This is a genomic window from Streptomyces antarcticus, assembly GCF_026627255.1.
Classification (GTDB): domain Bacteria; phylum Actinomycetota; class Actinomycetes; order Streptomycetales; family Streptomycetaceae; genus Streptomyces; species Streptomyces antarcticus.
This window is the reverse complement of record NZ_JAPNLM010000006.1, coordinates 141,599-166,564: the sequence shown is the minus strand read 5'-3', so window position 1 is coordinate 166,564 and position 24,966 is coordinate 141,599. Positions and strand designations below refer to the sequence as shown.

General features: G+C 73.9%; 16 protein-coding genes and 1 riboswitch. Of the genes, 7 read left to right on the top strand and 9 right to left on the bottom strand.

The annotated features are described in order from the left end of the window. Nucleotides 1-141: 141 nt before the first annotated feature. Nucleotides 142-774: a TetR/AcrR family transcriptional regulator gene (locus OTB16_RS12335; protein WP_267720154.1), complete on the top strand. Its 633-nt coding sequence runs from the start codon at nucleotides 142-144 to the stop codon at nucleotides 772-774. Nucleotides 775-1,087: 313 nt separating this feature from the next. Here OTB16_RS12335 and OTB16_RS12330 read toward each other — a convergent pair whose 3' ends face one another. Together OTB16_RS12330 and OTB16_RS12325 are read right to left on the bottom strand one after the other, a co-directional pair. Next, nucleotides 1,088-2,020 carry an oxidoreductase gene (locus OTB16_RS12330; RefSeq protein WP_267720153.1) on the bottom strand — a complete coding sequence of 311 codons (933 nt, stop codon included), beginning with the start codon at nucleotides 2,018-2,020 and terminating at the stop codon, nucleotides 1,088-1,090. A 51-nt stretch (nucleotides 2,021-2,071) separates the two neighbouring features. Continuing rightward, a complete protein-coding gene (locus tag OTB16_RS12325; protein ID WP_267720152.1) occupies nucleotides 2,072-3,034 on the bottom strand; it encodes a winged helix-turn-helix domain-containing protein in 963 nt (320 codons plus the stop codon). A 442-nt stretch (nucleotides 3,035-3,476) separates the two neighbouring features. Here OTB16_RS12325 and OTB16_RS12320 point away from each other — a divergent pair, with 442 nt between their 5' ends. The 4 genes from OTB16_RS12320 to OTB16_RS12305 are packed head-to-tail and all read left to right on the top strand — an operon-like array spanning nucleotide 3,477 to nucleotide 7,648. Then, the gene (locus OTB16_RS12320; RefSeq protein ID WP_267720150.1) at nucleotides 3,477-4,694 is read left to right on the top strand and encodes an MFS transporter; all 1,218 of its coding nucleotides are present in this window, start codon (nucleotides 3,477-3,479) and stop codon (nucleotides 4,692-4,694) included. After that, a complete protein-coding gene (cbiE, locus tag OTB16_RS12315; RefSeq protein WP_267720149.1) occupies nucleotides 4,691-6,025 on the top strand; it encodes a precorrin-6y C5,15-methyltransferase (decarboxylating) subunit CbiE in 1,335 nt (444 codons plus the stop codon). Before OTB16_RS12320 ends, cbiE begins: the two co-directional genes overlap by 4 nt. Beyond that, entirely contained in the window at nucleotides 6,022-6,771 is a 750-nt protein-coding gene (gene cobM / locus OTB16_RS12310; protein WP_267720148.1) for a precorrin-4 C(11)-methyltransferase, read from the top strand. The genes cbiE and cobM overlap by 4 nt, the downstream gene beginning before the upstream one ends. Beyond that, complete coding sequence (locus OTB16_RS12305; RefSeq protein WP_267720147.1) at nucleotides 6,761-7,648, top strand: cobalt-precorrin-6A reductase; 888 nt, start codon at nucleotides 6,761-6,763, stop codon at nucleotides 7,646-7,648. The genes cobM and OTB16_RS12305 overlap by 11 nt, the downstream gene beginning before the upstream one ends. A gap of 85 nt (nucleotides 7,649-7,733) precedes the next feature. Here OTB16_RS12305 and OTB16_RS12300 read toward each other — a convergent pair whose 3' ends face one another. From OTB16_RS12300 to cobG, 3 genes are read right to left on the bottom strand one after another with little or no spacing between them, the layout of a single operon-like run. Next, nucleotides 7,734-9,239 carry a precorrin-2 C(20)-methyltransferase gene (locus OTB16_RS12300; RefSeq protein ID WP_267720146.1) on the bottom strand — a complete coding sequence of 502 codons (1,506 nt, stop codon included), beginning with the start codon at nucleotides 9,237-9,239 and terminating at the stop codon, nucleotides 7,734-7,736. After that, nucleotides 9,236-9,883 (bottom strand): precorrin-8X methylmutase, encoded by a 648-nt coding sequence (locus OTB16_RS12295; protein ID WP_267720145.1) that lies wholly within the window; start codon nucleotides 9,881-9,883, stop codon nucleotides 9,236-9,238. The genes OTB16_RS12300 and OTB16_RS12295 overlap by 4 nt, the downstream gene beginning before the upstream one ends. Beyond that, nucleotides 9,880-11,187 (bottom strand): precorrin-3B synthase, encoded by a 1,308-nt coding sequence (gene cobG / locus OTB16_RS12290; protein WP_267720144.1) that lies wholly within the window; start codon nucleotides 11,185-11,187, stop codon nucleotides 9,880-9,882. The genes OTB16_RS12295 and cobG overlap by 4 nt, the downstream gene beginning before the upstream one ends. 544 nt (nucleotides 11,188-11,731) lie before the next feature. After that, nucleotides 11,732-11,831: riboswitch (cobalamin riboswitch) on the top strand. Nucleotides 11,832-11,884: 53 nt separating this feature from the next. Between cobG and cobN the strand changes: the two genes are divergently transcribed. Next, the gene (gene cobN, locus OTB16_RS12285) at nucleotides 11,885-15,502 is read left to right on the top strand and encodes a cobaltochelatase subunit CobN (RefSeq protein ID WP_267720143.1); all 3,618 of its coding nucleotides are present in this window, start codon (nucleotides 11,885-11,887) and stop codon (nucleotides 15,500-15,502) included. Nucleotides 15,503-15,826: 324 nt separating this feature from the next. Continuing rightward, on the top strand, nucleotides 15,827-18,043 hold the full coding sequence (locus OTB16_RS12280; protein ID WP_267720142.1) for a terpene synthase family protein: 2,217 nt from the start codon (nucleotides 15,827-15,829) through the stop codon (nucleotides 18,041-18,043). Nucleotides 18,044-18,129: 86 nt separating this feature from the next. On the opposite strand, the gene OTB16_RS12275 is transcribed toward OTB16_RS12280, so the two are convergent. From OTB16_RS12275 to pucD, 4 genes are all read right to left on the bottom strand, one after another. Beyond that, nucleotides 18,130-19,371 (bottom strand): GNAT family N-acetyltransferase, encoded by a 1,242-nt coding sequence (locus OTB16_RS12275; RefSeq protein ID WP_267720141.1) that lies wholly within the window; start codon nucleotides 19,369-19,371, stop codon nucleotides 18,130-18,132. Nucleotides 19,372-19,549: 178 nt separating this feature from the next. Then, nucleotides 19,550-20,701, bottom strand: coding sequence for an XdhC family protein (locus tag OTB16_RS12270; RefSeq protein WP_267720140.1), 1,152 nt, complete (start codon nucleotides 20,699-20,701; stop codon nucleotides 19,550-19,552). 70 nt (nucleotides 20,702-20,771) lie between these two features. Continuing rightward, on the bottom strand, nucleotides 20,772-22,235 hold the full coding sequence (locus OTB16_RS12265; protein WP_267720139.1) for an NCS2 family permease: 1,464 nt from the start codon (nucleotides 22,233-22,235) through the stop codon (nucleotides 20,772-20,774). A gap of 327 nt (nucleotides 22,236-22,562) precedes the next feature. Beyond that, nucleotides 22,563-24,965 carry a xanthine dehydrogenase subunit D gene (gene pucD, locus OTB16_RS12260; protein WP_267720138.1) on the bottom strand — a complete coding sequence of 801 codons (2,403 nt, stop codon included), beginning with the start codon at nucleotides 24,963-24,965 and terminating at the stop codon, nucleotides 22,563-22,565. Between the last annotated feature and the right edge of the window lies 1 nt (nucleotide 24,966).

The following is a 24,966-nucleotide window of genomic DNA, read 5'->3' as shown; positions in this document are numbered from 1 at the left end:
CTGGGCGGCCTCTGACGACCGGTCCGGACGGTGTCCGTCAACTCCGCCCCGATCAGCGGCCTTACACCCATCGCCAAGCCAAGAAACAGAGCCTGTTTCTAGAATCTTCCTCTAGTTGAATGGGTTGCTAGGCTCTCCGCCATGTCTCCTAAGCAACAACGCGGTGAAGCCACCGTCGATCTGCTGCTGACCACCGCACTGAGGGTCTACGCGGAGTCCGGCCAGCAGGGGTTCACGGTGAACGCCATCGTCGCGGCGAGCGGAGTCAGTCTCGGCAGCCTCTACCACCACTTCGGGAGCTTCGACGGCCTCGCCGCCGCCCTCTACATCCGGTGCATGGACCAGTTGTGCGACGACATGGTCGCCTCGCTGACCCGCTGCCGGACCGCCCGCACCGGCATCCGAACCTGGGTCGCTTCCTACCTGCGCTTCACCCGCGAGAACCGGGACATCGCACTGTTCCTGCACGCGTCCGCCTACTCCGGCTACCTGGTGGCCCACGCCGAGGAGATCGGCGCGGCCAAGGCGGCGAAGTTCGCGGCCATCACGGACTGGCTCCGCGTGCGCGTGGAGCGCGGCGAGATCGCCGCCCTTCCGGCGCCCGTGATCGAGGTCCTCGTCATGGGACCGGTCACCGAGGTCGCGCGCCGCTGGCTCTCCAGCACCTACGAGATCGACCTCGCCGAGGTCACGCGCCTGCTCCCCGACCTGATCTGGCGCTCGCTCCGCCCCGACCAGGACGGAGCCGAGCCGCGTTCGCGGACCACGGCGTGACCGTGGGCGTCTGGGTGGTTGTCCGAAACGTCGTCGTCCATGCCGCCGAGTCTCCGGGGACCGTGGCGCGCCGGTCAGGTCCCGCCCGGGGCGCCTTGAGGCGCCCCGGGGGCGGACGGACTCACGTCGGGGCGCCCGCCCGGTACGCAAGCGACCCCGGTCACCTCCGCCGACCGCGTCACCAACCCGCCCGGACGGCATGTTCGGGCCGCCTCTTTCGGATCTTGTCGGTCGAGTCCGCGTCGTCCGGTGCCGTCCGGTCCGCTCCCCTGCCGGAAGTGACCTGCGGGTGGCAGAAGTTCGCCCCCGCGCGTCAGCGCGGCAGGGACGCGTACGAGACGCCGGTCAGCTTCTCGGAGGCGGCCCAGAGCCGTTCGCCCGTTGTGTCGTCCAGGGTCCACTTCGCCCGCCAGGAACGCACTGGTGCACCCCGCCAGCCGAAGCGCGGGCCGATGAAGTCGTCCGGGCGGACACCGGGGGCGGTGGCGGCGTAGAGGGTGGGGAGGGCGCCCGAGGCCGCGGGCTGGGCGACGACGGCGTTGCCGATGGCCACCACACGGGAGCTGAAGGTGGGGCCCTCCTCCTTCGCCGCGCCGGCGTGGAGGTTGGTGGAGGCGTATCCGGGGTGGGCGGAGGCCGCGACGATCGTCTCGCCGGCGTCGGTGAAGCGCCGGGACAGCTCGTGGGTGAAGAGGAGGTTCGCGGTCTTGGAGCGGCCGTAGGCCACCCAGCGGCGGTAGCCGTGCTCGCTGCCGAGGTCGGCGAGGTCGATGTCGCCGAGCGCGTGGAAGCCGCTGGAGACGTTCACGATCCGGGCGCCGGGTTCGGCGGCGCGCATCCTCGGCAGGAGCAGGCCGGTCAGGGCGAAGTGCCCCAGGTGGTTGACGCCGAACTGCGTCTCGAAGCCGTCTACGGTCCGCCCGTAGGGCAGCGCCATCACGCCCGCGTTGTTGACCAACAGGTCGAGGGTCCCGTGGCGTTGCCCGTACCACTTCGCGAACTGCCGTACGGAGGAGAGGTCCGCGAGATCCAGCTCGGCGAACTCCACCTCGGCGGCCGGGACTTCGTTCCGCAACCGGATCACGGCCGCGCGGCCCCGGGCGGCGCTCCGGCAGGCCAGCACCACGACGGCCCCGCGCCGGGCGAGCTCACGGGAGGCGGCGTAGCCGATCCCGCTGTTGGCGCCGGTCACGACCGCGGTGCGGCCGCTCTGATCCGGGATGTGCGTGGCGTTCCAGCCGGGCATGGCTACTCCTTCGCGACACTGGTGGGTTACCTCCGGTAAACCTGGGTCACCCTACTCGGGGCCGGTCGCCGCCGACACCAGCACGTCTCCGGCCGCCACCCGGCTGTACAGCACGGTGCGGCCGGTACGGCGGCGCAGGATCAGCCCGGCCCCGAGCAGCACCTTCAGCTGCCCGCCCACCGCCCCCAGGCTGAGCCCGGTCAGCGCCACCAGCTGCGTTGTGGACTTCGGGCTCTCCAGCAGCACCAGCACCCGCGCCCGTACGGGCCCCAGCAGCCGGACCAGCGCCTGCGGGGCGCCGGCGGCCGGCTGGGCCAGCTGCCCCGCGCACGGGTACACCAGGGCGTGCCGTCCCGGGCCGGCCCACGACACCCATCCGTGCCCCGGCGTCACGGGGACGAACACCAGCCCGGCGCTGCCCGCCAGGTCGCGCGGCGGCCGCTGCTGGAGGTTGATCCGCAGGCGGCCCCCGCCGAGCCAGGCCATTCCCGGCCGCATCCCGGACAGCGCCGCCGACCACCCGCCCAGGCTCAACTCCCGCGTGCGCAGCAGCACGTCGGCCTCGGCGACCCGGCGCCGCCGCTCCCAGTCCGGGAGCACGGCCTCGGTCCACACCCACTCCAGCACCTCGGCGGCGCGCGGCCCGAGCCCCCGGACCCGGGCGAGGGACCCGGGCAGCCCGGACGCGGCACGCAGATCCGTACGGACCACGGCGTCCGGGGTCGCCCGCACCACCGCCAGCTCCTCCGCGAAGGGGCGGCCGTCGGGCGGCGGGGTCAGGAAGCCCGCGTTCCACACCCGGCCGAGGGCCGCCCGTACGAGTGCGGCGTCGAGCGGATCGGCCGCCAGGCGGGCCCGGTAGTGCGGCAGCCGGTCGGCGAGCCAGGCCCGGTCGCCCGGATGCGCGGCGGTCCGCCGCTCCAGGGCCATGAGCGCGGCCGTGGTCTCGGCGAGCGCGGACACCACGAACCGGCTCCCGGCCAGCGCGTCGGCGTCGATCCGCCACCACCCCATACCGGCCCCCACCCCTCCCGGCGCCGCCTCCGGCCCCACCACGGCCGCCGGCCCGGTCGCCGCCGCCCACTCGCCCTCCGGCTCCGGCGCCCCTCGGGACTCCGACCCGCCGCCCCGCAGCCCCATCGGGACACCGGCACCGTCCGGCTCGCGTACCCGCCCGTGAACGGCTCGCGTACCCGCCCGTGAACAGCGCGGGCCCGGCGCCGGTCCCGCACCCGCGGGTCCCGAACCGCCCGCACCCGCCCCGGGCCTGCCGGGCCTGCCGGGCCTGCCGGGCCTGCCGGGCCTGCCGGGCCTGCCGGGCCTGCCGGGCCTGCCGGGCCTGCCGGGCCTGCCGGGCCTGCCGGGGGGATCATGACGGGCGCGGGCCACAGGCCGCCACGTTTCGCCTCCGCGCGAAACTCTAGGCGACCGCCGGGCCCGCCCCGAGACTCCCCGCATGCCCCGGACCTACCGCACGCTCGCCCGCGTCCCCGAGTTCACCCCGTTCTTCGCTGCCGCGGCCCTGCGGACCGGCGCCTCGACCATCGGCGGCCTCGCCCTCGGCGTCCTCGTCTACGACCGCACCAACAGCCCGCTGCTGGCCGCGCTCGGCATGTTCGGCCCCTCCCTCGCCCAGGTACTCGGCGCGACCCTGCTGCTCTCCGCCGCCGACCGGCTGCCCCCGCGCGCCGCCCTCGCCGGACTCGCCGCCCTCGCGGCGCTCGGCACCGCCCTGCTCGCCGCGCCCGGCCTGCCGCTGTGGGCCGTGTTCGCGGTGCTGCTCGGCCAGGGGCTCGCCGACTCCCTGGCCGGCGGGGTCCGGTACGGGCTGCTCACCGAGATCCTGCCGCCCGCCGACTACCTGCTCGGCCGCTCGCTGCTCTCCGTCTGCGGCGGCGCGACGCAGATCGCCGGCTTCGCCGCCGGCGGCCTCCTCGTCGCCGCGCTCTCCCCGCGCGGGGCACTGCTGACGGCCGCCGGGCTGGGGCTCGCCGCCGCGCTCACCGTGCGGCTCGGGCTGCTCCGGCGCCCGCCGCGCGCGGTCGGCAGGCCCTCTCCGGGCCTGACCTGGCGCACGAACGCCGCCCTGCTCTCCGACCCGTCCCGGCGCGCCCTGTACCTGGCCCTGTGGGTCCCCAACGGCCTGATCGTGGGCTGCGAGGCGCTGTTCGTCCCGTACGACCCCGCCCGCGCCGGGCTGCTCTTCGGCTGCGCCGCCGCCGGGATGCTCGTCGGGGACACCCTCGTCGGGCGCTGGCTGCCCGCCCGGCTGCGGGCCCGGCTGGCGGCCCCGCTGCGGCTGCTGCTCGCGGTGCCGTACCTGGTCTTCGCCCTGGAGCCCGGGCCCGTCCTGGCGGCGGTCGCGGTGACCGTGGCCTCCGTCGGGTACTCGGCGGGGCTGCTCATGCAGGAGCGGCTCGTCGCCCTGCTCCCCGAGGGGACGCAGGGCCAGGCGCTGGGCCTGCACTCGGCCGGGATGCTGACCCTGCAGGGGCTGTGCGCCGCGCTCGCCGGAGCCGTCGCCCAGTTCACCTCGCCCGCGGTCGCCATCACCGCCCTCGCCACGGCCTCGGTCCTGGTCACCCTGGCTCTGGAGCGGCGCCTGCGCCCCAGTAGGCTGCGGGTTCACCCCTCGCACGCCCCTTCTCCCGTTCCCCGAGGTACCGCGCAGTGAGCTCCGTACCAACCCCCTCGCCCGTGACGGTCGTCGGACTCGGCGCCGACGGCTGGACCGGGCTCACCGCCGCCGCGCGGTCCGCGCTCGGCTCCGCCGACGTCCTGATCGGCGGCCCCCGCCAGCTGGACCTGCTGCCCGCCGCCGAATGCCCCGGCGAGCGGGTGGCATGGCCGAGCCCGCTGCGGCCGGCCGTGCCGAAGCTGATGGCGGAGCACGCCGGCCGCCGCATCGCGGTGCTCGCCAGCGGCGACCCGATGTTCTACGGCATCGGCCGCGCCCTCGCCCAGGAGCTGGGCCCCGAAGCCCTGCGGATCCATCCGCACCCCTCCTCGGTGTCGTACGCCTGCGCCCGGCTGGGCTGGCCGGTGGAGGACACCGAGGTCGTCACGGTCGTCGGCCGCCCGGTGGCCCGCCTCGCGTCCGCGCTGTACGAGGGGCGGCGGGTGCTGGTGCTGAGCGCGGGCGCCGGCTCCCCCGGCGAGATCGCGGCGCTGCTGCGGGAACGGGGCTTCGGCCCGAGCCGGATGCGGGTGCTGGAACAGCTCGGCTCCGAGCGCGAGGACGCGTACGAGGGCGTCGCGGACGGCTGGGAGCACCCGGCGCGCGAGCCCCTGAACGTGGTGGCCGTCGACTGCCGCCGGGACCCCGCGCACGCGGGCCCGCGGATCGGCGCGACCCCCGGCCTGCCGGACACCGCGTACGAGCACGACGGGCAGCTCACCAAGCGGCACGTCCGCGCCGCGACCCTGGCCGCGCTGGCCCCGGCCCCCGGGGAGCTGCTGTGGGACATCGGCGGCGGCTCCGGCTCCATCGGCATCGAGTGGATGCGTACGCACCCCTCGTGCCGGGCGGTGGCGGTGGAGCGCGTCCCGAAGCGGGCGGAGCGCATCGCGCGCAACGCGGCGGCGCTCGGCGTCCCCGGCCTGCACGTGGTCGTCGGCGCCGCGCCGGACGCGCTCTCGGGGCTCCAGGCCCCGGACGCCGTGTTCATCGGCGGCGGCCTGACCGCGCCGGGACTCCTCGACACGGTCTGGGCGGCGCTGGCCCCCGGCGGCCGGCTCGTCGTCAACACCGTCACCCTGGAGTCGGAGGCGGTCCTCGCCGAGCGCCACCGGCGGCACGGCGGTGACCTGGTGAAGCTCGCCGTCGCGCACGCCGTGCCCGTCGGCGGTTTCACGGGCTGGCGGCAGGCCATGGCGGTCACCCAGTGGTCGGTGACGAAGCCGGCGGAGCCCGCCGGAACGGCCGGGACGGTAGTGACAGCCGAGACGGTAGAAACCCCGGAGGCCTCGGCGGCCGCGGACACCAAGGAGACGGAGCGGTCATGACCGTGTACTTCATCGGAGCGGGCCCCGGCGCCGCCGACCTGATCACGGTGCGTGGCGCCCGGACCCTCGCCGCAGCCCCCGTCTGCCTGTACGCGGGCAGCCTGGTGCCGCGCGAGCTGCTCGCCGAGTGCCCGCAGGGCGCACGGCTGGTCGACACCGCGCGGCTGAACCTGGACGAGATCGTCGCCGAGTGCGTCCGCGCGCACGCGGCGGGCCTGGACGTGGCACGGCTGCACTCCGGCGACCCGTCGATCTTCAGCGCGGTCGCGGAGCAGATGCGGCGGCTGGACGCGGCCGGCATCCCGTACGAGGTGGTCCCGGGCGTGCCGGCCTTCGCCGCTGCGGCGGCCGCGCTCAAGCGGGAGCTGACCGTCCCCACCGTCGGGCAGACGGTGATCCTGACCCGGGTCTCCCAGCAGGCCACCCCCATGCCGCCGGGCGAGGACCTGGCCACGCTGGGCCGCAGCGGTGCGCTGCTGGTCCTGCACCTGGCCACCCGGTACGTGGACCGGGTCGTGGACGAACTGCTGCCGCACTACGGACCCGAGTGCCCGGCGGCGGTCGTGGCGATGGCCAGCCGTCCGGACGAACTGGTCCTGCGCGGCACCCTGGCCGACATCGCCGACCAGGTGAAGGCGGCGGGGCTGGTGCGGACCGCGGTGATCCTGGTGGGCCGCACGCTGGGCGCGGAGCAGTTCCGCGACAGCCACCTGTACTCCCCCGAGCGCGACCGGCATGCCTGCTGATCCCGGCCGTCCCGCGGACCGCCACGTACTGATCCTGGGGGGTACGACGGAGGCCCGCCGCCTCGCGCAGGCGCTGGCCGGCACCCCGGCCGAACCGGGCCCCGGGGGCGGGGCCGCGGAACCCGCCGCCGTGGGCCGGCCCGCCGCCGTGGCGCGGCCCGCCGGGGATCCCGCGCCGGACGGGCCGCCCGGCCCGTGGGACGGGACCCGGGTCACGACGTCCCTGGCCGGACGGGTCGCCTCGCCGGTGCTCCCGCCGGGCGAGTCCCGGATCGGCGGGTTCGGCGGCGTCACCGGGCTCGCGGCCTGGATCGTCGCCCATGACGTCACGCACGTCGTGGACGCCACCCACCCGTTCGCGGAGCGGATGAGTTTCAACGCCTCCGAGGCGCGCGCGTTGACCGGCGTCCCGCTGCTGGCACTGCGGCGCCCCGGCTGGACCCCCGGGCGCGGCGACGCCTGGACGTTCGCGGACTCCCTCGCCGGGGCGGCCGCGCTGCTGCCGGAGCTGGGCGGCGGCCGGGTGTTCCTGACCACGGGCCGGATGGGCCTGCACGCCTTCGCGCACCTGGCCGGCCCCTGGTTCCTGGTGCGTTCGGTGGACCCGCCGGCCGGTCCGGTGCCGCCGCGGCTCGAAGTGCTGCTGGACCGGGGCCCGTTCACCCTCGACGGCGAGCGGGAGCTGCTGGCCCGGCACCGCATCGACGTACTGGTCACCAAGGACAGCGGGGGCTCCGCCACCGCGCCGAAGCTCACCGCGGCCCGCGAGGCCGGTGTCCCGGTCCTCGTCGTACGCCGCCCCGCGACCCCCCAGGGCGTACCGGAAGCCCACTCGGTCCCGGCAGCCCTCAACTGGCTCGCCCATACCTCGTATTGAGCCCCCGGCCCCAACTCCCCTGCCGGGGGCGGGCGGTGGCCTTCGCGCACCACCCGGCCCCGGTCGGGGAGCGGCCGTAGCCCGGTCAGCCGTAGCGGCGCGGGGTCCAGGTGAGGCGGGAGCCGTCGGGGCGCTCGGTGACCTGGGTCTGCGAGGAGCCGATCAGCAGGATCGTCCGCATGTCGACCTCGGAGGGCTCCAGTTCGGCGAGCGTGACGATCCGCACCGACTGCTCCGGGCCGCCCACGTCCCGCGCGACGACCACCGGGGTCCGCGGCGAGCGCAGCTCCAGCAGCAGCTCGCGGGCCTGCGCGACCTGCCAGGTACGGCTGCGCGAGCCGGGGTTGTACAGGGCGAGCACCAGGTCGGCCGCGGCGGCGGCGCGCAGCCGCTCCGCGATGACCTCCCACGGCTTGAGCCGGTCCGAGAGGGAGACGGTGGCGTAGTCGTGGCCGAGCGGGGCTCCGGCGGCGGCGGCCGCCGCGTTGGCGGCGGTCACCCCCGGCAGGACCCGTACGGGCACGTCCGCGTACTGCGGCTGCGCGGCGACCTCCAGTACGGCGGTGGCCATGGCGAAGACGCCCGGGTCGCCGCCGGAGACCACGGCCACCCGCTTGCCGCGGCGGGCCAGGTCGAGGGCGAACTCGGCGCGCTCGGACTCCACCTTGTTGTCCGAGCCGTGCCGGACCTGGCCCGGCTTGGCCGGCACCCGGTCCAGGTAGGTCGTGTAGCCGACCAGCACCTCGGCGTCGGCGAGCGCCCGCCGGGTCTGCGGGGTCAGCCACAGCGGGCCCGCCGGGCCGGTGCCGACGACCACGACCCCGCCGGGCCCGGACGGCACGCCGCCCGGGTTTCCGATCCGGCTGGGGACGACGGCGACGGCGAAGTACGGGACGGATTCGGGATCGGTGTCGGCGAGGAGGCCGGTGCGCTCACCGGCCATGGTGGCGCGCTCGACGTAGCGGGCCTCGGCGAGCCGGCCGCTGCTCTCCATGGCTCCCCGGACGGCGGGGAAGGTGCGGCCGAGCTTCATGACGACCGCCGAGTCGGTGGCGGCGAGGCGGGCGGCGAGCTCCTCCTCGGGGAGGGTGCCGGGCAGGATCGTCAGCACCTCCTCGCCCTCGACGAGCGGGGTGCCGAGGCGGGCGGCGGCGGCGCTCACGGAGGTGACGCCGGGGATGACCTCGGTGTCGTACCGGTGCGCGAGCCGTTTGTGCATGTGCATGTACGAGCTGTAGAAGAGCGGGTCGCCCTCCGCGAGCACGGCGACGGTCCGGCCGGCGTCCAGGTGGGCGGCCAGGCGGGCGGCGGCCGACTCGTAGAACTCGTCCATCGCACCCTGGTAACCGCCGGGGTGGTCGGTGGTCTCGGTGGTGACCGGGTAGACCAGCGGCTCCTCGACGTGGTCCTCGCGCAGGTGCTTCGCGGCGATGGACCGGGCGATGGAGCGGCCGTGCCGGGCGCTGTGGTAGGCCACGACGTCCGCCGCGGCGATCACCTCGACCGCGCGCAGGGTCATCAGGTCGGGGTCGCCGGGACCGAGCCCGACGCCGAAGAGGCGTCCCGCGGCCTGCTCGACTGCGGCGCTCATTCGGCCACGCTCGCAATGGCGTTGACGGCGGCGGCCGCGATGGCGCTGCCGCCCCGGCGGCCCCGCACGATCAGGTGGTCGAGCCCGGACGGGTGCGCGGCGAGGGCGTCCTTGGACTCCGCGGCGCCGATGAAGCCGACGGGCACGCCGATGACGGCGGCGGGACGCGGGGCGCCCTCCTCGATCATCTCCAGCAGCCGGAACAGCGCGGTCGGCGCGTTGCCGACGGCGATCACCGAACCTTCCAACAGGCCCCGGTCGCGCCACACTTCGAGCGCGGCGGCGCTGCGCGTGGTGCCCATCTTCGCCGCCAGGTCCGGTACCGAGGGATCGGAGAGGGTGCAGATCACGTCGTTGCCGGCGGGCAGCCGCTTGCGGGTGACCCCGCTGGCGACCATCTGTACGTCGCACAGCACCGGTGCGCCCGCCTCCAGGGCGGCGCGGGCCCTCAGCACCACCTCGGGCGTGTACCCGAGGTCCTGCGGGAGGTCGGTCATCCCGCAGGCGTGAATCATGCGCACCGCGACCTGGGCGACCGAGGCGGGCAGCCCGGAGAGGTCGGCCTCGGCACGGATCGTGGCAAAGGACTGGCGGTAGATCGCGGCGCCGTCCTTCTCGTACTCGAACACTGTGTACTCGCTCATTTCTTCACTGCGTCTTCGGAGGTGTCGCGGGCTGCCGTGAGGGCGGCGGCCAAGTCGGGACGGTACGGCAGGGGCCGCCCGTGCACGGAGAGCCGGTAGCCGTCGCCGTCGGCCGTGGCCAGGGCGTCCACCCAGGCGGTCCCCCGCGGATGGCCGCACCGGCGCTCGCAGCCGGACCAGTGCACGGGCAGCCGCCCCCGGGAGGCATGGACGACGGCGGCCGCGTCGGCGCGTACGTCCGCGAGGGACTTGGCGCAGCCGGGCCGCCCCGTACAGGCGGTGACGGACCGCCAGGGGTCGTCGGCGGCGGTGATCAGGCCGGCGTCGGCGAGCCCGGCGAGGGCCCGGCCGGCGCGGTCCGCGGGCAGGCCCGGAACGACGATCCCGCGCCACGGCGTGAGGCGGAGCCGGCCGGTCAGGCCGGCCAGGTGGCACCACTGGTCCGCCGTGAGCCGCCCGAGGGGCGCGAGGGCGGACAGCGCGGCGGTGCCGCCGGGGCCGTCCACGAGGCCCGGCTCGGGCGCGGCCGGAGGGCCGGGAGGCCGGGCGGGCACGGGCGCGGACTCCGCGGCGATCCCCGCGGCCTCGAGCCGTACGGTCAACCGCGCTCCGGACAGGGCGTGTTCGCTCGGCAGCTCACTCACCCGCCAGGCGCGGGTGCCGGCTTCGCGGGCCGCGTCGAGGAAGTACGCGGCGGCCGTCAGGGCGGCGCGGGGGGCGTCCGGCGCGGCGACGAGAGCGCCGTCGCGGGCGCCGGCCGTCCACACCAGGGCCCGGCCGCCGTCCCGTGCGGTGAGGTTCACGTCCGCGGCGAGGGAGGCCACGTCGCCGCGGCCGTCGTCGAGGGCGAAGAGGAAGCGTCCGGACAGGGCGGCCGCGGCGGGGTCGGCGCACAACAGCCCGTCCAGCTCCGGGACCCAGGGGGCCACGTCGGGCAGTCCGCGGCGGTCGAGGCCGGTCAGCGGCGAGGCGACGACGTTGCGGACCCGCTCGTGGGCGGGGGCGGGCAGCAGCCCGGCCGCAGCCAGCAGTTCCGCCAGCTCGCCGCCGCAGTTCGCGCCGAGGCCGCGCAGCTGAACGTTGCCGCGCGAGGTGAGGTCGAGGCGGCCGTCACCGAGCCGGTGCGCGGCCTGCGCCAGCATCAGGGCGGCCCGGCCGTCGAGCAGCCCGCCCGGGATGCGCACCCGCGCCAGGAACCCGTCGTCGGCCGCGTGCAGCCGCAGCGCGCCGGGGCAGGCGTCACCGCGGTCCCGTACGACGGATTCGTCGCGCGGCGCGGCGGAGGCGGGCGGGGGCGGGGGCATGGCGGCGAGCATACCCACGATTCCCGCCCCCCGACCTGTGTCCGTCACCACCCCACCCCCGTGACCAGCACTCCCCCCGCCCCCGCCCCAACGCCACTCAGCCCGCACCCAAGCCCCGCCAAACCCAGCCCCACCAACGTTCAAGACCCGGCCCCCGCACCCAACCTCCGCACCCAAGCCCCGCGACCAAGCCCGCACGCCCCGCCACATCCAGCCCCGCCAACGTTCGAGACGCGGACCCCGCACCCAAGCCCGCACGCCCCGCCACATCCAGCCCCGCCGGCGTTTGAGGCGCGGGGCCCGGGGCGGAGCCCGGCAACGGCCCCGCACCCGGCGCCGCCCACCCGCACGGCACCCGCCCCGCCCCCGGCGCCCCGGCAACGGCCCCGCACCCACCCGCCCCTGGCGGAAGCGGCGGAAGAGGCAGAAGAGGCAGCACCGCCAGGACCCGCCACACCCCGGCGGCACCGCCGCCCCGGCCCCCCACTCCCGGCCAGGGAAGACGCCGCCTAGGATGACCACCGGCGGGCCACTCGGCCCGCCATCGCCGAGGACGGCGACATGGGAGGAAGCCCGGTGCGATTCCGGCGCGGTCCCGCCACTGTGAACCCCGCGGAGCGATCGGCGGGGTGAGCCAGGAACTCCCGCCGTCCTCACTGCCCGGGGCGCGGAAACCCCGAGGAAGGCCTGCCGCCGCATGATCCTGCTGCTGTCGACGTCCGACACCGATCTGCTCAGCGCCCGCGCCGCGAACACGGCGGACGGCCCCGTGCCGTACCGGTTCGCGAACCCCTCCCGCCTTCCCCTCGACGACCTCCCCGGCCTCCTCGACGGCGTCGGCCTGGTCGTCGTACGCCTCCTCGGCGGCCTCCGCGCCTGGCAGGAGGGTCTCGACGTGCTGCTGGCCCCCGGCCAGCACCGTCCCGTCGTGGTCCTGACCGGCGAGCAGGCCCCGGACGCGCAGCTGATGGAGGCCTCCACGGTCCCGATCGGCATCGCGGCCGAGGCCCACGGCTACCTCGCGCACGGCGGCCCCGCCAACCTCGACCAGCTGGCCCGCTTCCTCTCCGACACGGTCCTGCTGACCGGCCACGGCTTCGAGCCGCCCGCTGCCTCCCCCACCTGGGGGCCGCTGGAGCGCACCGCCGGGCGGACCGACGGCCCCAAGGTCGCCGTGCTGTACTACCGCGCCCACGAGATGAGCGGCAACACCGCCTTCGTGCACGCCCTGTGCGAGGCCGTCGAGGCCCACGACGCGCGGCCCGTGCCGCTGTACGTGTCCTCCCTGCGCACCCCCGAGCCGGAGCTGCTGGCCGCGCTCCAGGGGGTCGACGCGGTGGTCACCACCGTCCTGGCGGCCGGCGGCACCAAGCCCGCGACCGCCTCGGCCGGCGGGGACGACGAGTCCTGGGACGCGGGCGCCCTCGCCTCCCTCGGCGTACCGATCCTGCAGGCCCTGTGCCTGACCGGCTCGCGCAGCAACTGGGAGGAGAACGACGAGGGCCTCTCCCCTCTGGACTCCGCCACCCAGGTCGCCGTGCCCGAGTTCGACGGCCGCCTGATCACCGTCCCGTTCTCCTTCAAGGAGTTCGACGCTGACGGCCTGCCCGCCTACGTGGCCGACCCCGAGCGGGCCGCCCGCGTCGCGGGGATCGCCGTGCGCCACGCCCGGCTGCGGCACATCGCCCGCCGCGACAAGAAGGTCGCGCTGGTCCTCTCCGCGTACCCGACCAAGCACTCCCGCATCGGCAACGCGGTCGGTCTGGACACCCCGGCCAGCGCCGTCGAGCTGCTGCGCACGCTGATCGCCGGCGGGTACGACTTCGGTCCCGTCGAGGGGATCCCCGGCCTGGTGTCGGGCGACGGCGACGAGCTGATCCGGGCCCTGATCGAGGCCGGCGGCCACGACCAGGACTGGCTGACCGAGGAGCAGCTGGCCCGCAACCCGGTGCGCATCCCGGCCGCCGACTACCGGCGCTGGTTCGCGCTGCTGCCCGCCGAGCTGGGCGAGAGCGTCGAGCGGCACTGGGGCGAGGCGCCGGGCGAGATGTTCGTCGACCGGTCCTCGAACCCGGAGGGCGACATCGTCCTGGCGGCCCTGCGCCGCGGGAACCTGCTCATCCTGATCCAGCCGCCGCGCGGCTTCGGCGAGAACCCGATCGCGATCTACCACGACCCGGACCTGCCGCCCTCACACCACTACCTGGCCGCGTACCGCTGGATCCAGGCCCGTGCGGAGGACGGCGGCTTCGGCGCCGACGCGATGATCCACCTGGGCAAGCACGGCAACCTGGAGTGGCTGCCGGGCAAGAACGCGGGCCTGTCCGCGGCCTGCGCGCCCGACGCAGCCCTCGGCGACCTGCCCCTGATCTACCCCTTCCTGGTCAACGACCCGGGCGAGGGCACGCAGGCCAAGCGCCGCGTGCACGCCACCCTGATCGACCACCTGGTGCCGCCGATGGCGCGCGCGGAGTCGTACGGGGACATCGCGCGCCTGGAGCAGCACCTCGACGAGTACGCGCAGATCTCGGCGATGGACCCGGCGAAGCTGCCGGCCATCCGCGCCCAGATCTGGACCCTGATCCAGGCCGCGAAGCTCGACCACGACCTCGGTCTTCAGGAGCGTCCCGACGACGAGGGCTTCGACGACTTCCTGCTGCACGTCGACGGCTGGCTGTGCGAGATCAAGGACGCCCAGATCCGCGACGGGCTGCACGTCCTGGGCGGCGCCCCGACGGGTGCGGCCCGGGTCAACCTGGTCCTGGCGATCCTGCGCGCCCGTCAGATCTGGGGCGGTACGACGGCCCTGCCGGGTCTGCGCGAGGCGCTGGGCCTGGACGAGTCCGCGGCCACCCGTACCTCGGCGGACGCCGTCGAGGAGACGGCCCGCGCCCTGGTGCAGGCGATGGAGGACGCGGACTGGTCCCCTGAGGCCGTCGCGGCGGTCGCCGAGGGGCACTCGGCCGACGTCGCCGCGGTCCTCGCCTTCGCGGCGCACGAGGTGGTTCCCCGCCTCGCGGGCACGGTGGACGAGATCGCGCACGTGGTGAGCGCCCTGGACGGCTCCTTCGTCCCGGCCGGCCCGTCGGGCTCGCCGCTGCGCGGCCTGGTGAACGTCCTGCCGACCGGCCGCAACTTCTACTCGGTCGACCCGAAGGCCGTCCCGTCCCGGCTCGCCTGGGAGACCGGCCAGGCCCTGGCGGAGTCGCTGCTGACCCGCTACCGCACGGACAACGGCGAGTGGCCCGCGTCCGTCGGCCTGTCCCTGTGGGGCACCAGCGCGATGCGCACCTCCGGCGACGACATCGCGGAGGCCCTGTCCCTGCTGGGCGTCCGCCCGGTCTGGGACGAGGCCTCGCGGCGCGTCACGGGCATCGAGCCGATCCCGCTCGCGGAGCTGGGCCGTCCCCGCATCGACGTCACGCTGCGCATCTCGGGCTTCTTCCGCGACGCGTTCCCGCACGTCATCGGCCTGCTGGACGACGCGGTGCGGCTCGTGGCCTCCCTGGACGAGCCGGCGTCGGACAACTACGTCCGGGCCCACGCCCAGGCGGACCTGGCCGAGCACGGCGACGAGCGGCGCGCGACGACCCGGATCTTCGGCTCGCGCCCGGGGACGTACGGGGCGGGCATCCTCCAGCTGATCGACTCCCGCGACTGGCGCACGGACGCCGACCTCGCGGAGGTCTACACGGTGTGGGGCGGGTACGCGTACGGCCGCGGCCTGGAGGGCCGTCCGGCGCGCGCCGAGATGGAGACGGCGTACAAGCGGATCACGGTGGCCGCGAAGAACACGGACACCCGTGAGCACGACATCGCGGACTCGGACGACTACTTCCAGTACCACGGCGGCATGGTGGCCACGGTCCGCGCACTGCGCGGCACGGCCCCCGAGGCGTACATCGGCGACTCCACCCGCCCGGAGACGGTCAAGACCCGCACCCTGGTCGAGGAGACCTCCCGCGTCTTCCGCGCCCGCGTGGTGAACCCGAAGTGGATCGAGGCGATGCGCCGCCACGGCTACAAGGGCGCCTTCGAGCTGGCGGCGACGGTCGACTACCTCTTCGGCTACGACGCCACGACGGGTGTGGTGGCGGACTGGATGTACGACAAGCTGACGCAGACGTACGTCCTGGACCCGGAGAACCGCGCCTTCCTGGAGGAGGCCAATCCCTGGGCCCTGCACGGCATCGCGGAGCGGCTGCTGGAGGCCGAGTCGCGCGGCATGTGGGAGAAGCCGGACCCGCAGGTCCTCGAAGCCCTGCGCCAGGTGTACCTGGACACGGAGGGCAACCTGGAGGGCGAGGCGCAATAGCCCGTCCCCGGGGTGCCCCCGCCGGGACCGCGCCCCGGGGGTCCGCGGTGAAGGCCGTCCTGCCCGCCCTCACCGGGCCGGCCGGGGCGGCCTCTTCACGTCGGCGCGTCCGCGCACCCCGCGTCCACGGCTCCCCCGCCGACGGCCCCGCCCCGCCTCCCATATCCGGCGCGGGCCCGCCCCGGCGCGGAACGGCACGTCCGTCACCTGAAGCGGTGAACTCCCCCTTGGGCCACCCGCATCAGGGGTAGGGCACTGCTGATCTCGTGCGGGGGGCCGGGCGCAACCGGTTCCCGTACCCATGGACGAAGGGCCGACCCTGCCGTGACGCAGCCGTTTCAACTGCCGGACTTCTATGTGCCGTATCCGGCGCGACTGAACCCCCACCTGGAGGACGCGCGGGTCCACACCAAGACGTGGGCGCGCGACCTCGGAATGCTGGAGGGCTCCGGCGTCTGGGAGGAGAAGGACCTCGACTCCCACGACTACGCGCTGCTCTGTTCCTACACCCACCCCGACTGCGACAGCGAGGCTCTGTCGCTGGTCACCGACTGGTACGTGTGGGTGTTCTTCTTCGACGACCACTTCCTGGAGATGTACAAGCGCTCCCAGGACCGTGACGGCGCCAAGGAGTACCTCGACAAGCTCGCGGCCTTCATGCCCATGGACCTGTCCGACGGGTTCCCCGAGCCGACCAACCCGGTCGAGGCGGGGCTCGCCGACCTGTGGGCGCGGACCGTCCCGGCGATGTCGGCGCACTGGCGGGAACGGTTCTCCGAATCCACGAAGAACCTCCTCGACGAGTCGATGTGGGAACTCGCCAACATCAACATCGGACGGGTGGCGAACCCCCTCGAGTACATCGAGATGCGCCGCAAGGTGGGCGGCGCCCCCTGGTCGGCCGGCCTCGTCGAGTACGTCTCCGCCGAGGTCCCGGCGCGCGTGGCGCACTCGCGGCCGCTCGGGGTGCTGCGCGACGCCTTCTCCGACGCCGTCCACATCAGGAACGACATCTTCTCCTACGAGCGCGAGGTCGCCGACGAGGGCGAGCTCTCCAACGCCATCCTCGTACTGGAGACGTTCCTCGGCTGCTCCACCCAGGAAGCCGCCGAGGCCTCCAACGACCTGCTCACCTCGCGCCTCCAGCAGTTCGAGCAGACCGCACTCGCCGAGCTGCCCCAGCTCTTCGCCGACCACGCGATGAACCCGGCCGAGATCGCCGCCGTGCTGGCCTACGCCAAGGGCCTCCAGGACTGGCAGTCCGGCGGCCACGAGTGGCACATGGTCTCCGGCCGCTACATGAACAAGGAGGCCAAGGCCACCGCGCCGCTCACCCTCCCCTTCCTCCCGGCCGGGCTCGGCACCACCGCGCTCGACCTCCGGTCGGTGTTCACGCGGCGCTCCATGGAGCTGCGCCAACGCTCCTTCACCCACGTCCCGTTCGAGAAGACCGGCCCGTCCGTCATCCCCGACATCTACATGCCGCACCCGCTGACCTTCAGCCCCCATCTGGCGCACGCGCGCGAGGAGTCGGTGGCGTGGTGCGGGCGGATGGGCATGCTGGACCCGCAGCCCGGCGACCCCGGCTCGGCGATCTGGAACGAACAGAAGCTGCGGGGCTACGACTTCGCGGTCTGCTCGGCGGGGATCGACCCCGACGCCACCCCGGAGGCGCTCGTCCTGAACGCGTGCTGGCTGAGCTGGGGCACGTACGGGGACGACTACTACCCGGTGGTCTTCGCCCAGGCCAGGAACCTGCCCGCCGCGAAGGCGGCCACGGCGCGCCTGATCGCCATGATCCCCGTGGACCACGCCGAGCAGCCCGTCCCGGCGACGGCCATGGAGCGCGGGCTCGGCGACCTGTGGGTGCGTACGAGCGCCGGCATGTCCACGGAGCAGCGCACCGAGTTCCGCACCACCCTGGTGGACATGCTGGAGGCCTGGCTCTGGGAGGTGGACAACCAGATCCAGAACCGCATCCCCGACCCGGTGGACTACGCCGAGATGCGGCGCAGCACCTTCGGCAGCCAGTTGACGATGTACTTGTGCCGGCTGGGCCACCAGGGCCGGGGCATCCCGGAGGAGATCTACGCCTCCGGCACCATCCGGTCGCTGGAGAACGCCGTCTCGGACGCCGCCTGCCTGATCAACGACATCTACTCGTACCAGAAGGAGGTCGAGGTCGAGGGCGAGGTGCACAACTACGTGCTCGTCACCCGGAACTTCTTCGACATCGACTACCCGCGGGCGCTGCACATCTGCCACGCGCTGATGACGCAGCGCACCGAGGAGTTCGAGCACATCGTGGCGAACCAGCTGCCGCTGCTCTACGACGACTGGAAGCTGAGCGCGGAGGCACGGGCCGCCCTCGACGCGTACGTCGGCGAGCTGAAGGACTGGCACGCGGGCATCCTCAACTGGCATCAGAAGATCGCCCGTTACCGTCCGCAGGACCTGCACGCGCTGCCCGACGGGCTGTCCACCGGCATCTGGGCATCGGACTTCGGCATGTCCGCGGCCCGCATCTCGCTGCCCGCCTAGTCCTCGCCTGGTCCCGGGGGCGATGGCGGGGGCGGTCCGCTCGCCCGCCCCCGCCGCCGCTCCCTCAGGCCTGGGAGCAGTACGCCTCAGAACTCGTCGGCGGTGTGCGGCAGCAGGTCCCCCCGCAGGGCAGCGTCCAGCGCCGCCGCCGCGCCCGGCGTGTGCTCGGCGACCAGTCCGGCGGCGACGAGCTCGACGGCCCGGGTCCCGCCCAGGTAGCAGGCGGCCAGTTCCCGTACGTCCAGGGTCAGGTCGGGGGCCGCGTGGGCCGGTTCGTACGCGGCGCCGTCCGGCCCGGCCTTGAGCCGGAACCGTCCGGCGTTCGCGGGGAGCCGCGCGTCGGTCAGCTCCAGCACCAGTTCCACCGGCGCGGCCCAGGAGCGCGCCGCCAGCGCCGCCCGTACGTCGACCAGCCGCAGCCAGAGCGCGGGAAACTGGGCGGTGGCCCGCACCTGGTCCCGGTCGGCCGCGAAGTGAAGCAGCGGATCGTCCACCGGGCGCCCCCAGGCGCGGACCCGGCCGGTCAGGTCGAGGGAGGCGACGCATTCCCACAGGGCCGCGGCGACCGCCGGGGTGTCGGCCTCCAGTTCGTCGACGCGGACCAGTCCGAGCGTGCGCACGCCGCTCGCACTGGCGCCGCCGTCCTCCGACTTGGTCCGGTAGAGCACGTACCCGGCGACGGGCTCGCCCGGATCCCCCAGGACGATGACCCGGGGCGGGCCCAACTCCTCGTCCTCCTCGTCCTGTTCGGACAGCCACTCCTCGGTCCAGCGCTGGGTGTCGCGGGTCGGGCGGCCGGCCCGCTGGGCGCGGGCGCGCTCGTGGAGGGGCCCGACGACGGCGAGCACCTCGTCCGTGCCGAGGAGCCGCAGCGGGCGCCGGTCGGGGGCGATCCGCAGGGCGAGCGGCCGGGTCGAGTCGATCTCGATGGTGGCGCCGGTGGTGGCGGCGCCGAAGCCGAAGCGGCCGTAGATGACGGTCTCGGATGCCCAGAGCGAGGCGAGCGGCCGGCGCGCTGCCGCGGTCCGCCGCAGCTGCTCGTCCATCAGGGCGGTGAGCACCCCGCGCCGGCGGTGGGTGGGGGCGACGGACACGAAGGTGAGCCCGGGGCAGGGCAGGTCCGCGCCGGGTACGGAGAGCCGGAAGTCGTGCGCGGCCATGAACCCGACGAGGGAGTCGCCCTCGTAGGCGCCGATCCGCTCGCAGCGGGTGAGGAGCGCGCGGTGCTTCCCGCGGCGCTCCTTCTCGGGCCGGTCGTGGAAGACCAGGTACGCGAGCTCCAGAGCACGGTCGATGTCGGACTCGGGTACCTCGCGGATGTCCACCATGATCGCGAGACTAATCGGTCATCGCGGACCGGTCACCTCATAATGGCCGGATCTGCCCGTCCGGCGACCACGCGGCGCCCGGCCCGCTCCGCCCGCCCGGCGGAGGTACGGAGCGGCGGACGGCGGAAGGGCGCCCCCGGGGGACGCGCCCGTCCGCTCACGTCGCGGGGTCGGCCCTTCAAGCGACGGAGCCTATGCGGCCGATCACCGTGCTGGAGGCGTCGGGGTGGATCGGGATGTGCGCCCCGGTGAGCGCGACGCCGGTACCGCCGCGGCGGTTGGCGACGATCTCGGCGGCGATGGACAGCGCGGTCTCCTCCGGGGAGCGGGCGCCGAGGTCCAGGCCGATCGGTGAGCGCAGGCGGGCCAGTTCGAGCTCGGTCACGCCGACCTCGCGGAGCCGCTTGTTGCGGTCCTCGTGGGTGCGGCGGGAGCCCATGGCGCCGACGTAGGCGACGGGGAGCCGCAGGGCCAGTTCGAGGAGCGGGACGTCGAACTTGGCGTCGTGGGTGAGCACGCACAGGACGGTCCGGCCGTCGACCTCGGTGCTCTCCAGGTAGCGGTGGGGCCAGTCGACGACGATCTCGTCGGCCTCGGGGAAGCGGGCCTTCGTCGCGAAGACGGGCCGCGCGTCGCACACCGTGACCCGGTAGCCGAGGAACGTGCCGATCCGCACGAGGGCGGAGGCGAAGTCGATGGCGCCGAAGACGATCATGCGCGGGGGCGGGACGCTGGACTCGACCAGCACCGTGAGCGGCTCTCCGCAGAGCCGGCCGTCGGCGCCGATCTCCAGCACTCCGGTCCGCCCGGCGTCGAGCATGGCACGGGCCTCTTCGGCGATGGTGCGGTCCAGCTCGGGGTGTCCGCCGAAGCCGCCCTCGTGGGCGCCCTCGGTACGGACGAGTACGGCGCGGCCCATGAGCTCGGCCGGACCCTCGGCTATCCGGGCGACCGCGGCGGCCTCACCGCGGGCGGCGGCGGCCAGCGCGGCCGCGAACACCTCCCGTGCGGCGGAGCCCACGGGCACCGGGGTGACGAGGATGTCGATGATTCCGCCGCAGGTCAGACCCACGGCGAAGGCATCGTCGTCGCTGTACCCGAAGCGCTCGGTGACGGTCTCGCCGTCCTCGAGCGCCTGCCGGCACAGCTCGTACACCGCGCCCTCCACGCATCCGCCGGAGACCGAACCGATCGCCGTGCCGTCGCTGTCGACGGCGAGGGCGGCCCCGGGCTGGCGGGGCGCGCTCCCGCCGACCGCCACGACCGTGGCGACGGCGAAGTCACGTCCCTGCTCGACCCACCGGTTCAGTTCTTCGGCGATGTCCAGCATGGGGGCCTCCTCGGAGGGGTTCGGTTCCAGTATCGGATGCGTGGGGGTCAGGTACGGATCATCGCCCGGCCTAGCCGACGCCGAGCAGTCCCTCGATGGGGTGGAGGGCGAAGAACACCAGGAAGATGCCGGTCAGCGCCCACATGAAGGCGCCGATCTCGCGCGCCTTGCCCTGCGCCACCTTGATGGCGACGTAGGAGATGACACCGGCGGCGACGCCGGCCGTGATCGAGTACGTGAAGGGCATGACCACGACGGTCAGGAAGACCGGGATCGCGGTCGCGCTGTCGGCCCAGTCCACGTGGCGGGCGTTCTGCATCATCATCGCGCCGATGACGACCAGGGCGGCGGAGGCGACCTCGCCCGGGACGATCTGGGTGATCGGGGTGAAGAAGAGGCAGGCGGCGAAGAACAGGCCGGTGACCACGGAGGCCAGACCCGTACGGGCGCCCTCGCCGACTCCGGTGGCCGACTCGACGAACACGGTCTGGCCGGAGCCGCCCGCGACGCCGCCGATGGCGCCGCCGGCGCCGTCGATGAACAGGGCCTTGGACAGGCCCGGCATCCGGCCCTTGTCGTCGGCGAGCTTGGCCTCGGTGCCGACGCCGATGATGGTGGCCATCGCGTCGAAGAAGCCGGCGAGCACCAGGGTGAAGACGATCATGCCGACGGTCATGTAGCCGACGTCGCCCCAGCCGCCGAAGCTGACGTCGCCGAAGAGCGAGAAGTCGGGCGGGGAGATTACGGAGCCGCCGAGCACCGGCGGGCCGTTCTTCCACGCCTTCGGGTCGATGTCCACGATGGCGTTGAGGATCGCGGCCAGGATGGTGCCGCCGACGATGCCGATCAGGATCGCGCCGGGCACCTTGCGGGCCTGGAGCATGAAGATGGCGATCAGGGTGATCGCGAAGAGCAGAACGGGCCAGCCGGAGAGCTCGCCGGTGGCGCCGAGCTGCACGGGGGGCATGAACTCCCCGCCGTTGCCGACGAAGCCCGCCTTGACGAAGCCGATCAGGGCGATGAAGAGGCCGATGCCCATGGTGATCGCGTGCTTGAGCGCGAGCGGGATCGCGTTCATGATCATCTCTCGGAGGCCTGTGACGACCAGGAGGCAGATCACGACGCCGTAGACCACGCACATGCCCATGGCCTGCGGCCAGGTCATCTGCGGGGCCACCTGCGAGGCCAGTACGCCGGACACCGAGAGGCCGGCGGCGAGGGCCAGCGGCACCTTTCCGACGAAGCCCATCAACAGGGTGGTGACGGCCGCGGCGAACGCCGTGGCGGTGATGATCGCCGAGGCGGCCATCGCGGTGCCCTCGACGTCCTTGCCCGAGAGGAGCAGGGGGTTGAGGAGCAGGATGTACGCCATGGCCATGAAGGTCGTGATGCCGCCACGAACCTCGTTGCCGACGTTGGATCCTCTGTGCGTTATGTGGAAGTACCGATCGAGCCAAGACCGTCCGGCGGGGTTCAGAGAGCCGTCGCCGGCCTCTTCCGCACTGGTCTTGGGCTCCACAGACGATTGGGTCATGGTGCCTAACTCCCAAGGTTCAAAGGGGCACCCGCATGAAGATTGGAGACGCGGGATTTGGGAAACTCCGTTGGCTGCACGACCCGGGGTGACGGCCCGAGGCGACGCGAATGTTCACTGCGTGTACTGCGGGTAGTGCGGGGGTTACCGCTGGTACTACGGGGGGTTTCCGCAGGGGTACTGCCGGGTGAAGGGACCGCGAGCGGTGCGGTACTTCGTGTACTCCGGGCGGTGTGGGTGGAAGTGTGACGTTCCCGGGTCACACCGCCCGGAGGGTCTGGGGGGTCTGGGGGTCCGGGGGCCTCTCGGCCCCCGGACCGCGCCGTCCTAGAGGGTGCCGGTGAGGGCTTCCGGACGGATCGGCGTCTTGTTGATCTCCAGACCGGTCGCCTGCCGGATCGCCGCGAGGACGGCCGGGGTGGACGAGAGGGTCGGGGCCTCGCCCATGCCGCGCAGGCCGTACGGGGCCTTCGGGTCGGCGAGCTCCAGGACGTCGACCGGGATGGTCGGGGTGTCGAGGATGGTCGGGATCAGGTAGTCCGTGAAGGAGGGGTTGCGCACCTTCGCGGTCTTCGGGTCCACGATGATCTCTTCCATGATCGCCACGCCGAGGCCCTGGGTGGTGCCACCCTGGATCTGGCCGACCACGGAGAGCATGTTGAGCGCCTTGCCGACGTCCTGGGCGGTCGCCAGCTCGACGACCTTGACCAGGCCCAGCTCGGTGTCCACCTCGACGACCGCGCGGTGCGCGGCGAAGGTGTACTGGACGTGCCCGTTGCCCTGGCCGGTGACCAGGTCGAAGGGGACGGTCGGGTGGTGGCGGTACTCGAGCTCGAGGTCGATGGCCTCGTCGCCGAGGATCTCGGCGATGTCCGCGAGGACCTCGCCGCCGTCGGTGACGATCTTGCCGCCTTCGAGCAGCAGCTCGGCGGTCGCCCACGCGGGGTGGTACGAGCCGTTCTTGCGGCGGCCGATCTCCAGCAGGGCCTCGCGGACCGCCTCGCAGGTGTTCTTCACCGCGCCACCCGTCATGTACGTCTGCCGCGAGGCGGACGTGGAGCCGGCGGAGCCGACCTGGGTGTCGGCCGGGTGGATGGTCACCTGAGTGACGCCCAGCTCGGTACGGGCGATCTGCGCGTGGACGGTGATGCCGCCCTGGCCGACCTCCGCCATGGCCGTGTGGACCATCGCGACGGGCTCGCCGTTGATGACCTCCAGGCGCACGCGGGCGGTCGAGTAGTCGTCGAAGCCCTCGGAGAAGCCGACGTTCTTGATGCCGACCGCGTAGCCGACGCCGCGGACGACACCCTCGCCGTGCGTGGTGTTGGAGAGGCCGCCGGGCAGCGCGCGGACGTCCGCGCCCTCGCCGGCCGACTCCCACTGGCGCTCCGGCGGCAGCGGGCGGGACTTCACGCGGCGGAGCAGCTCGGCGACGGGCGCCGGGGAGTCCACGACCTGGCCGGTGGGCATGACCGTGCCCATCTCCATGGCGTTCAGCTGGCGGAACTCGACCGGGTCCATGCCCAGCTTCGCCGCGAGCTTGTCCATCTGGGCCTCGTACGCGAAGCAGGCCTGGACGGCGCCGAAGCCGCGCATCGCGCCGCAGGGCGGGTTGTTCGTGTAGAGCGCGATGGCCTCGATGTCCACGTCCTCCAGGACGTACGGACCCACCGAGAGGGAGGACGCGTTGCCCACGACCGCCGGGGAGGCCGACGCGTAGGCGCCGCCGTCCAGGACGATCTTGCACTTCATGTGCGTGAGCTTGCCGTCCTTGGTGGCGCCGTGCTCGTAGTAGAGCTTCGCCGGGTGGCGGTGCACGTGGCCGAAGAAGGACTCGAACCGGTTGTAGACGATCTTGACCGGCTTGTTCGTGGCCAGGGCCAGCAGGCAGGCGTGTATCTGCATCGAGATGTCCTCGCGGCCGCCGAAGGCACCGCCGACGCCCGAGAGCGTCATCCGGACCTTCTCCTCGGGCAGGCCGAGGACGGGGGCGATCTGCTTGAGGTCCGAGTGCAGCCACTGCGTGGCGACGTACAGCTCGACGCCGCCGTCCTCGGAGGGCACGGCGAGGCCGGACTCCGGGCCGAGGAAGGCCTGGTCCTGCATGCCGAAGGTGTACTCGCCCTCGACGATGACGTCGGCGCGCTTGCGGGCCTCTTCCACGTTGCCGCGGATGATCGGCTGGCGGTGCACGATGTTCGGGTGCGGGACGTGACCGATGTGGTGGTCGTCGCGGCCCTCGTGGATCAGCGGCGCGCCCGGGGCGAGGGCCGAGGCCTCGTCCGTGACGAGCGGCAGCTCCCGGTAGTCGATCTTGATCTTGGCGGCTGCGCGGCGGGCGGTCTCCGGGTGGTCGGCGGCCACGAGGGCGACCGGCTCGCCGTGGTGGCGCACCCGTCCGTTGGCGAGGACCGGGGTGTCCTGGATCTCCAGGCCGTAGTTCTTCATCTCGGCCGGCAGGTCGTCGTACGTCAGGACCGAGTAGACGCCGGGCAGCGCGAGCGCCTCGGAGATGTCGATGGAGACGATCTCGGCGTGGGCGACGGTGCTGCGGAGCGTCTGGCCCCAGAGCATGTCCTCGTGCCACATGTCCGAGGAGTACGCGAACTCGCCGGTCACCTTGAGGGTGCCGTCCGGGCGCAGCGTGGACTCGCCGATGCCGCCCTTGGTGTGCTTCTGCGTGACGTTGGTCGGCGTACCCGCCGGAACCGTGCGCGTGTTCTGAGCCATG

Bases quoted from the DNA above. Each gene is read 5' to 3' on its own strand.
- OTB16_RS12335 (WP_267720154.1), top strand. From the start codon at position 142: ATGTCTCCTAAGCAACAACGCGGTGAAGCCACCGTCGATCTGCTGCTG.
- OTB16_RS12330 (WP_267720153.1), bottom strand. From the start codon at position 2,020: ATGCCCGGCTGGAACGCCACGCACATCCCGGATCAGAGCGGCCGCACC.
- OTB16_RS12325 (WP_267720152.1), bottom strand. From the start codon at position 3,034: ATGGGGTGGTGGCGGATCGACGCCGACGCGCTGGCCGGGAGCCGGTTC.
- OTB16_RS12320 (WP_267720150.1), top strand. From the start codon at position 3,477: ATGCCCCGGACCTACCGCACGCTCGCCCGCGTCCCCGAGTTCACCCCG.
- cobM (WP_267720148.1), top strand. From the start codon at position 6,022: ATGACCGTGTACTTCATCGGAGCGGGCCCCGGCGCCGCCGACCTGATC.
- OTB16_RS12305 (WP_267720147.1), top strand. From the start codon at position 6,761: ATGCCTGCTGATCCCGGCCGTCCCGCGGACCGCCACGTACTGATCCTG.
- OTB16_RS12300 (WP_267720146.1), bottom strand. From the start codon at position 9,239: ATGAGCGCCGCAGTCGAGCAGGCCGCGGGACGCCTCTTCGGCGTCGGG.
- OTB16_RS12295 (WP_267720145.1), bottom strand. From the start codon at position 9,883: ATGAGCGAGTACACAGTGTTCGAGTACGAGAAGGACGGCGCCGCGATC.
- cobG (WP_267720144.1), bottom strand. From the start codon at position 11,187: ATGCCCCCGCCCCCGCCCGCCTCCGCCGCGCCGCGCGACGAATCCGTC.
- cobN (WP_267720143.1), top strand. From the start codon at position 11,885: ATGATCCTGCTGCTGTCGACGTCCGACACCGATCTGCTCAGCGCCCGC.
- OTB16_RS12275 (WP_267720141.1), bottom strand. From the start codon at position 19,371: ATGGTGGACATCCGCGAGGTACCCGAGTCCGACATCGACCGTGCTCTG.
- OTB16_RS12270 (WP_267720140.1), bottom strand. From the start codon at position 20,701: ATGCTGGACATCGCCGAAGAACTGAACCGGTGGGTCGAGCAGGGACGT.
- OTB16_RS12265 (WP_267720139.1), bottom strand. From the start codon at position 22,235: ATGACCCAATCGTCTGTGGAGCCCAAGACCAGTGCGGAAGAGGCCGGC.
- pucD (WP_267720138.1), bottom strand. From the start codon at position 24,965: ATGGCTCAGAACACGCGCACGGTTCCGGCGGGTACGCCGACCAACGTC.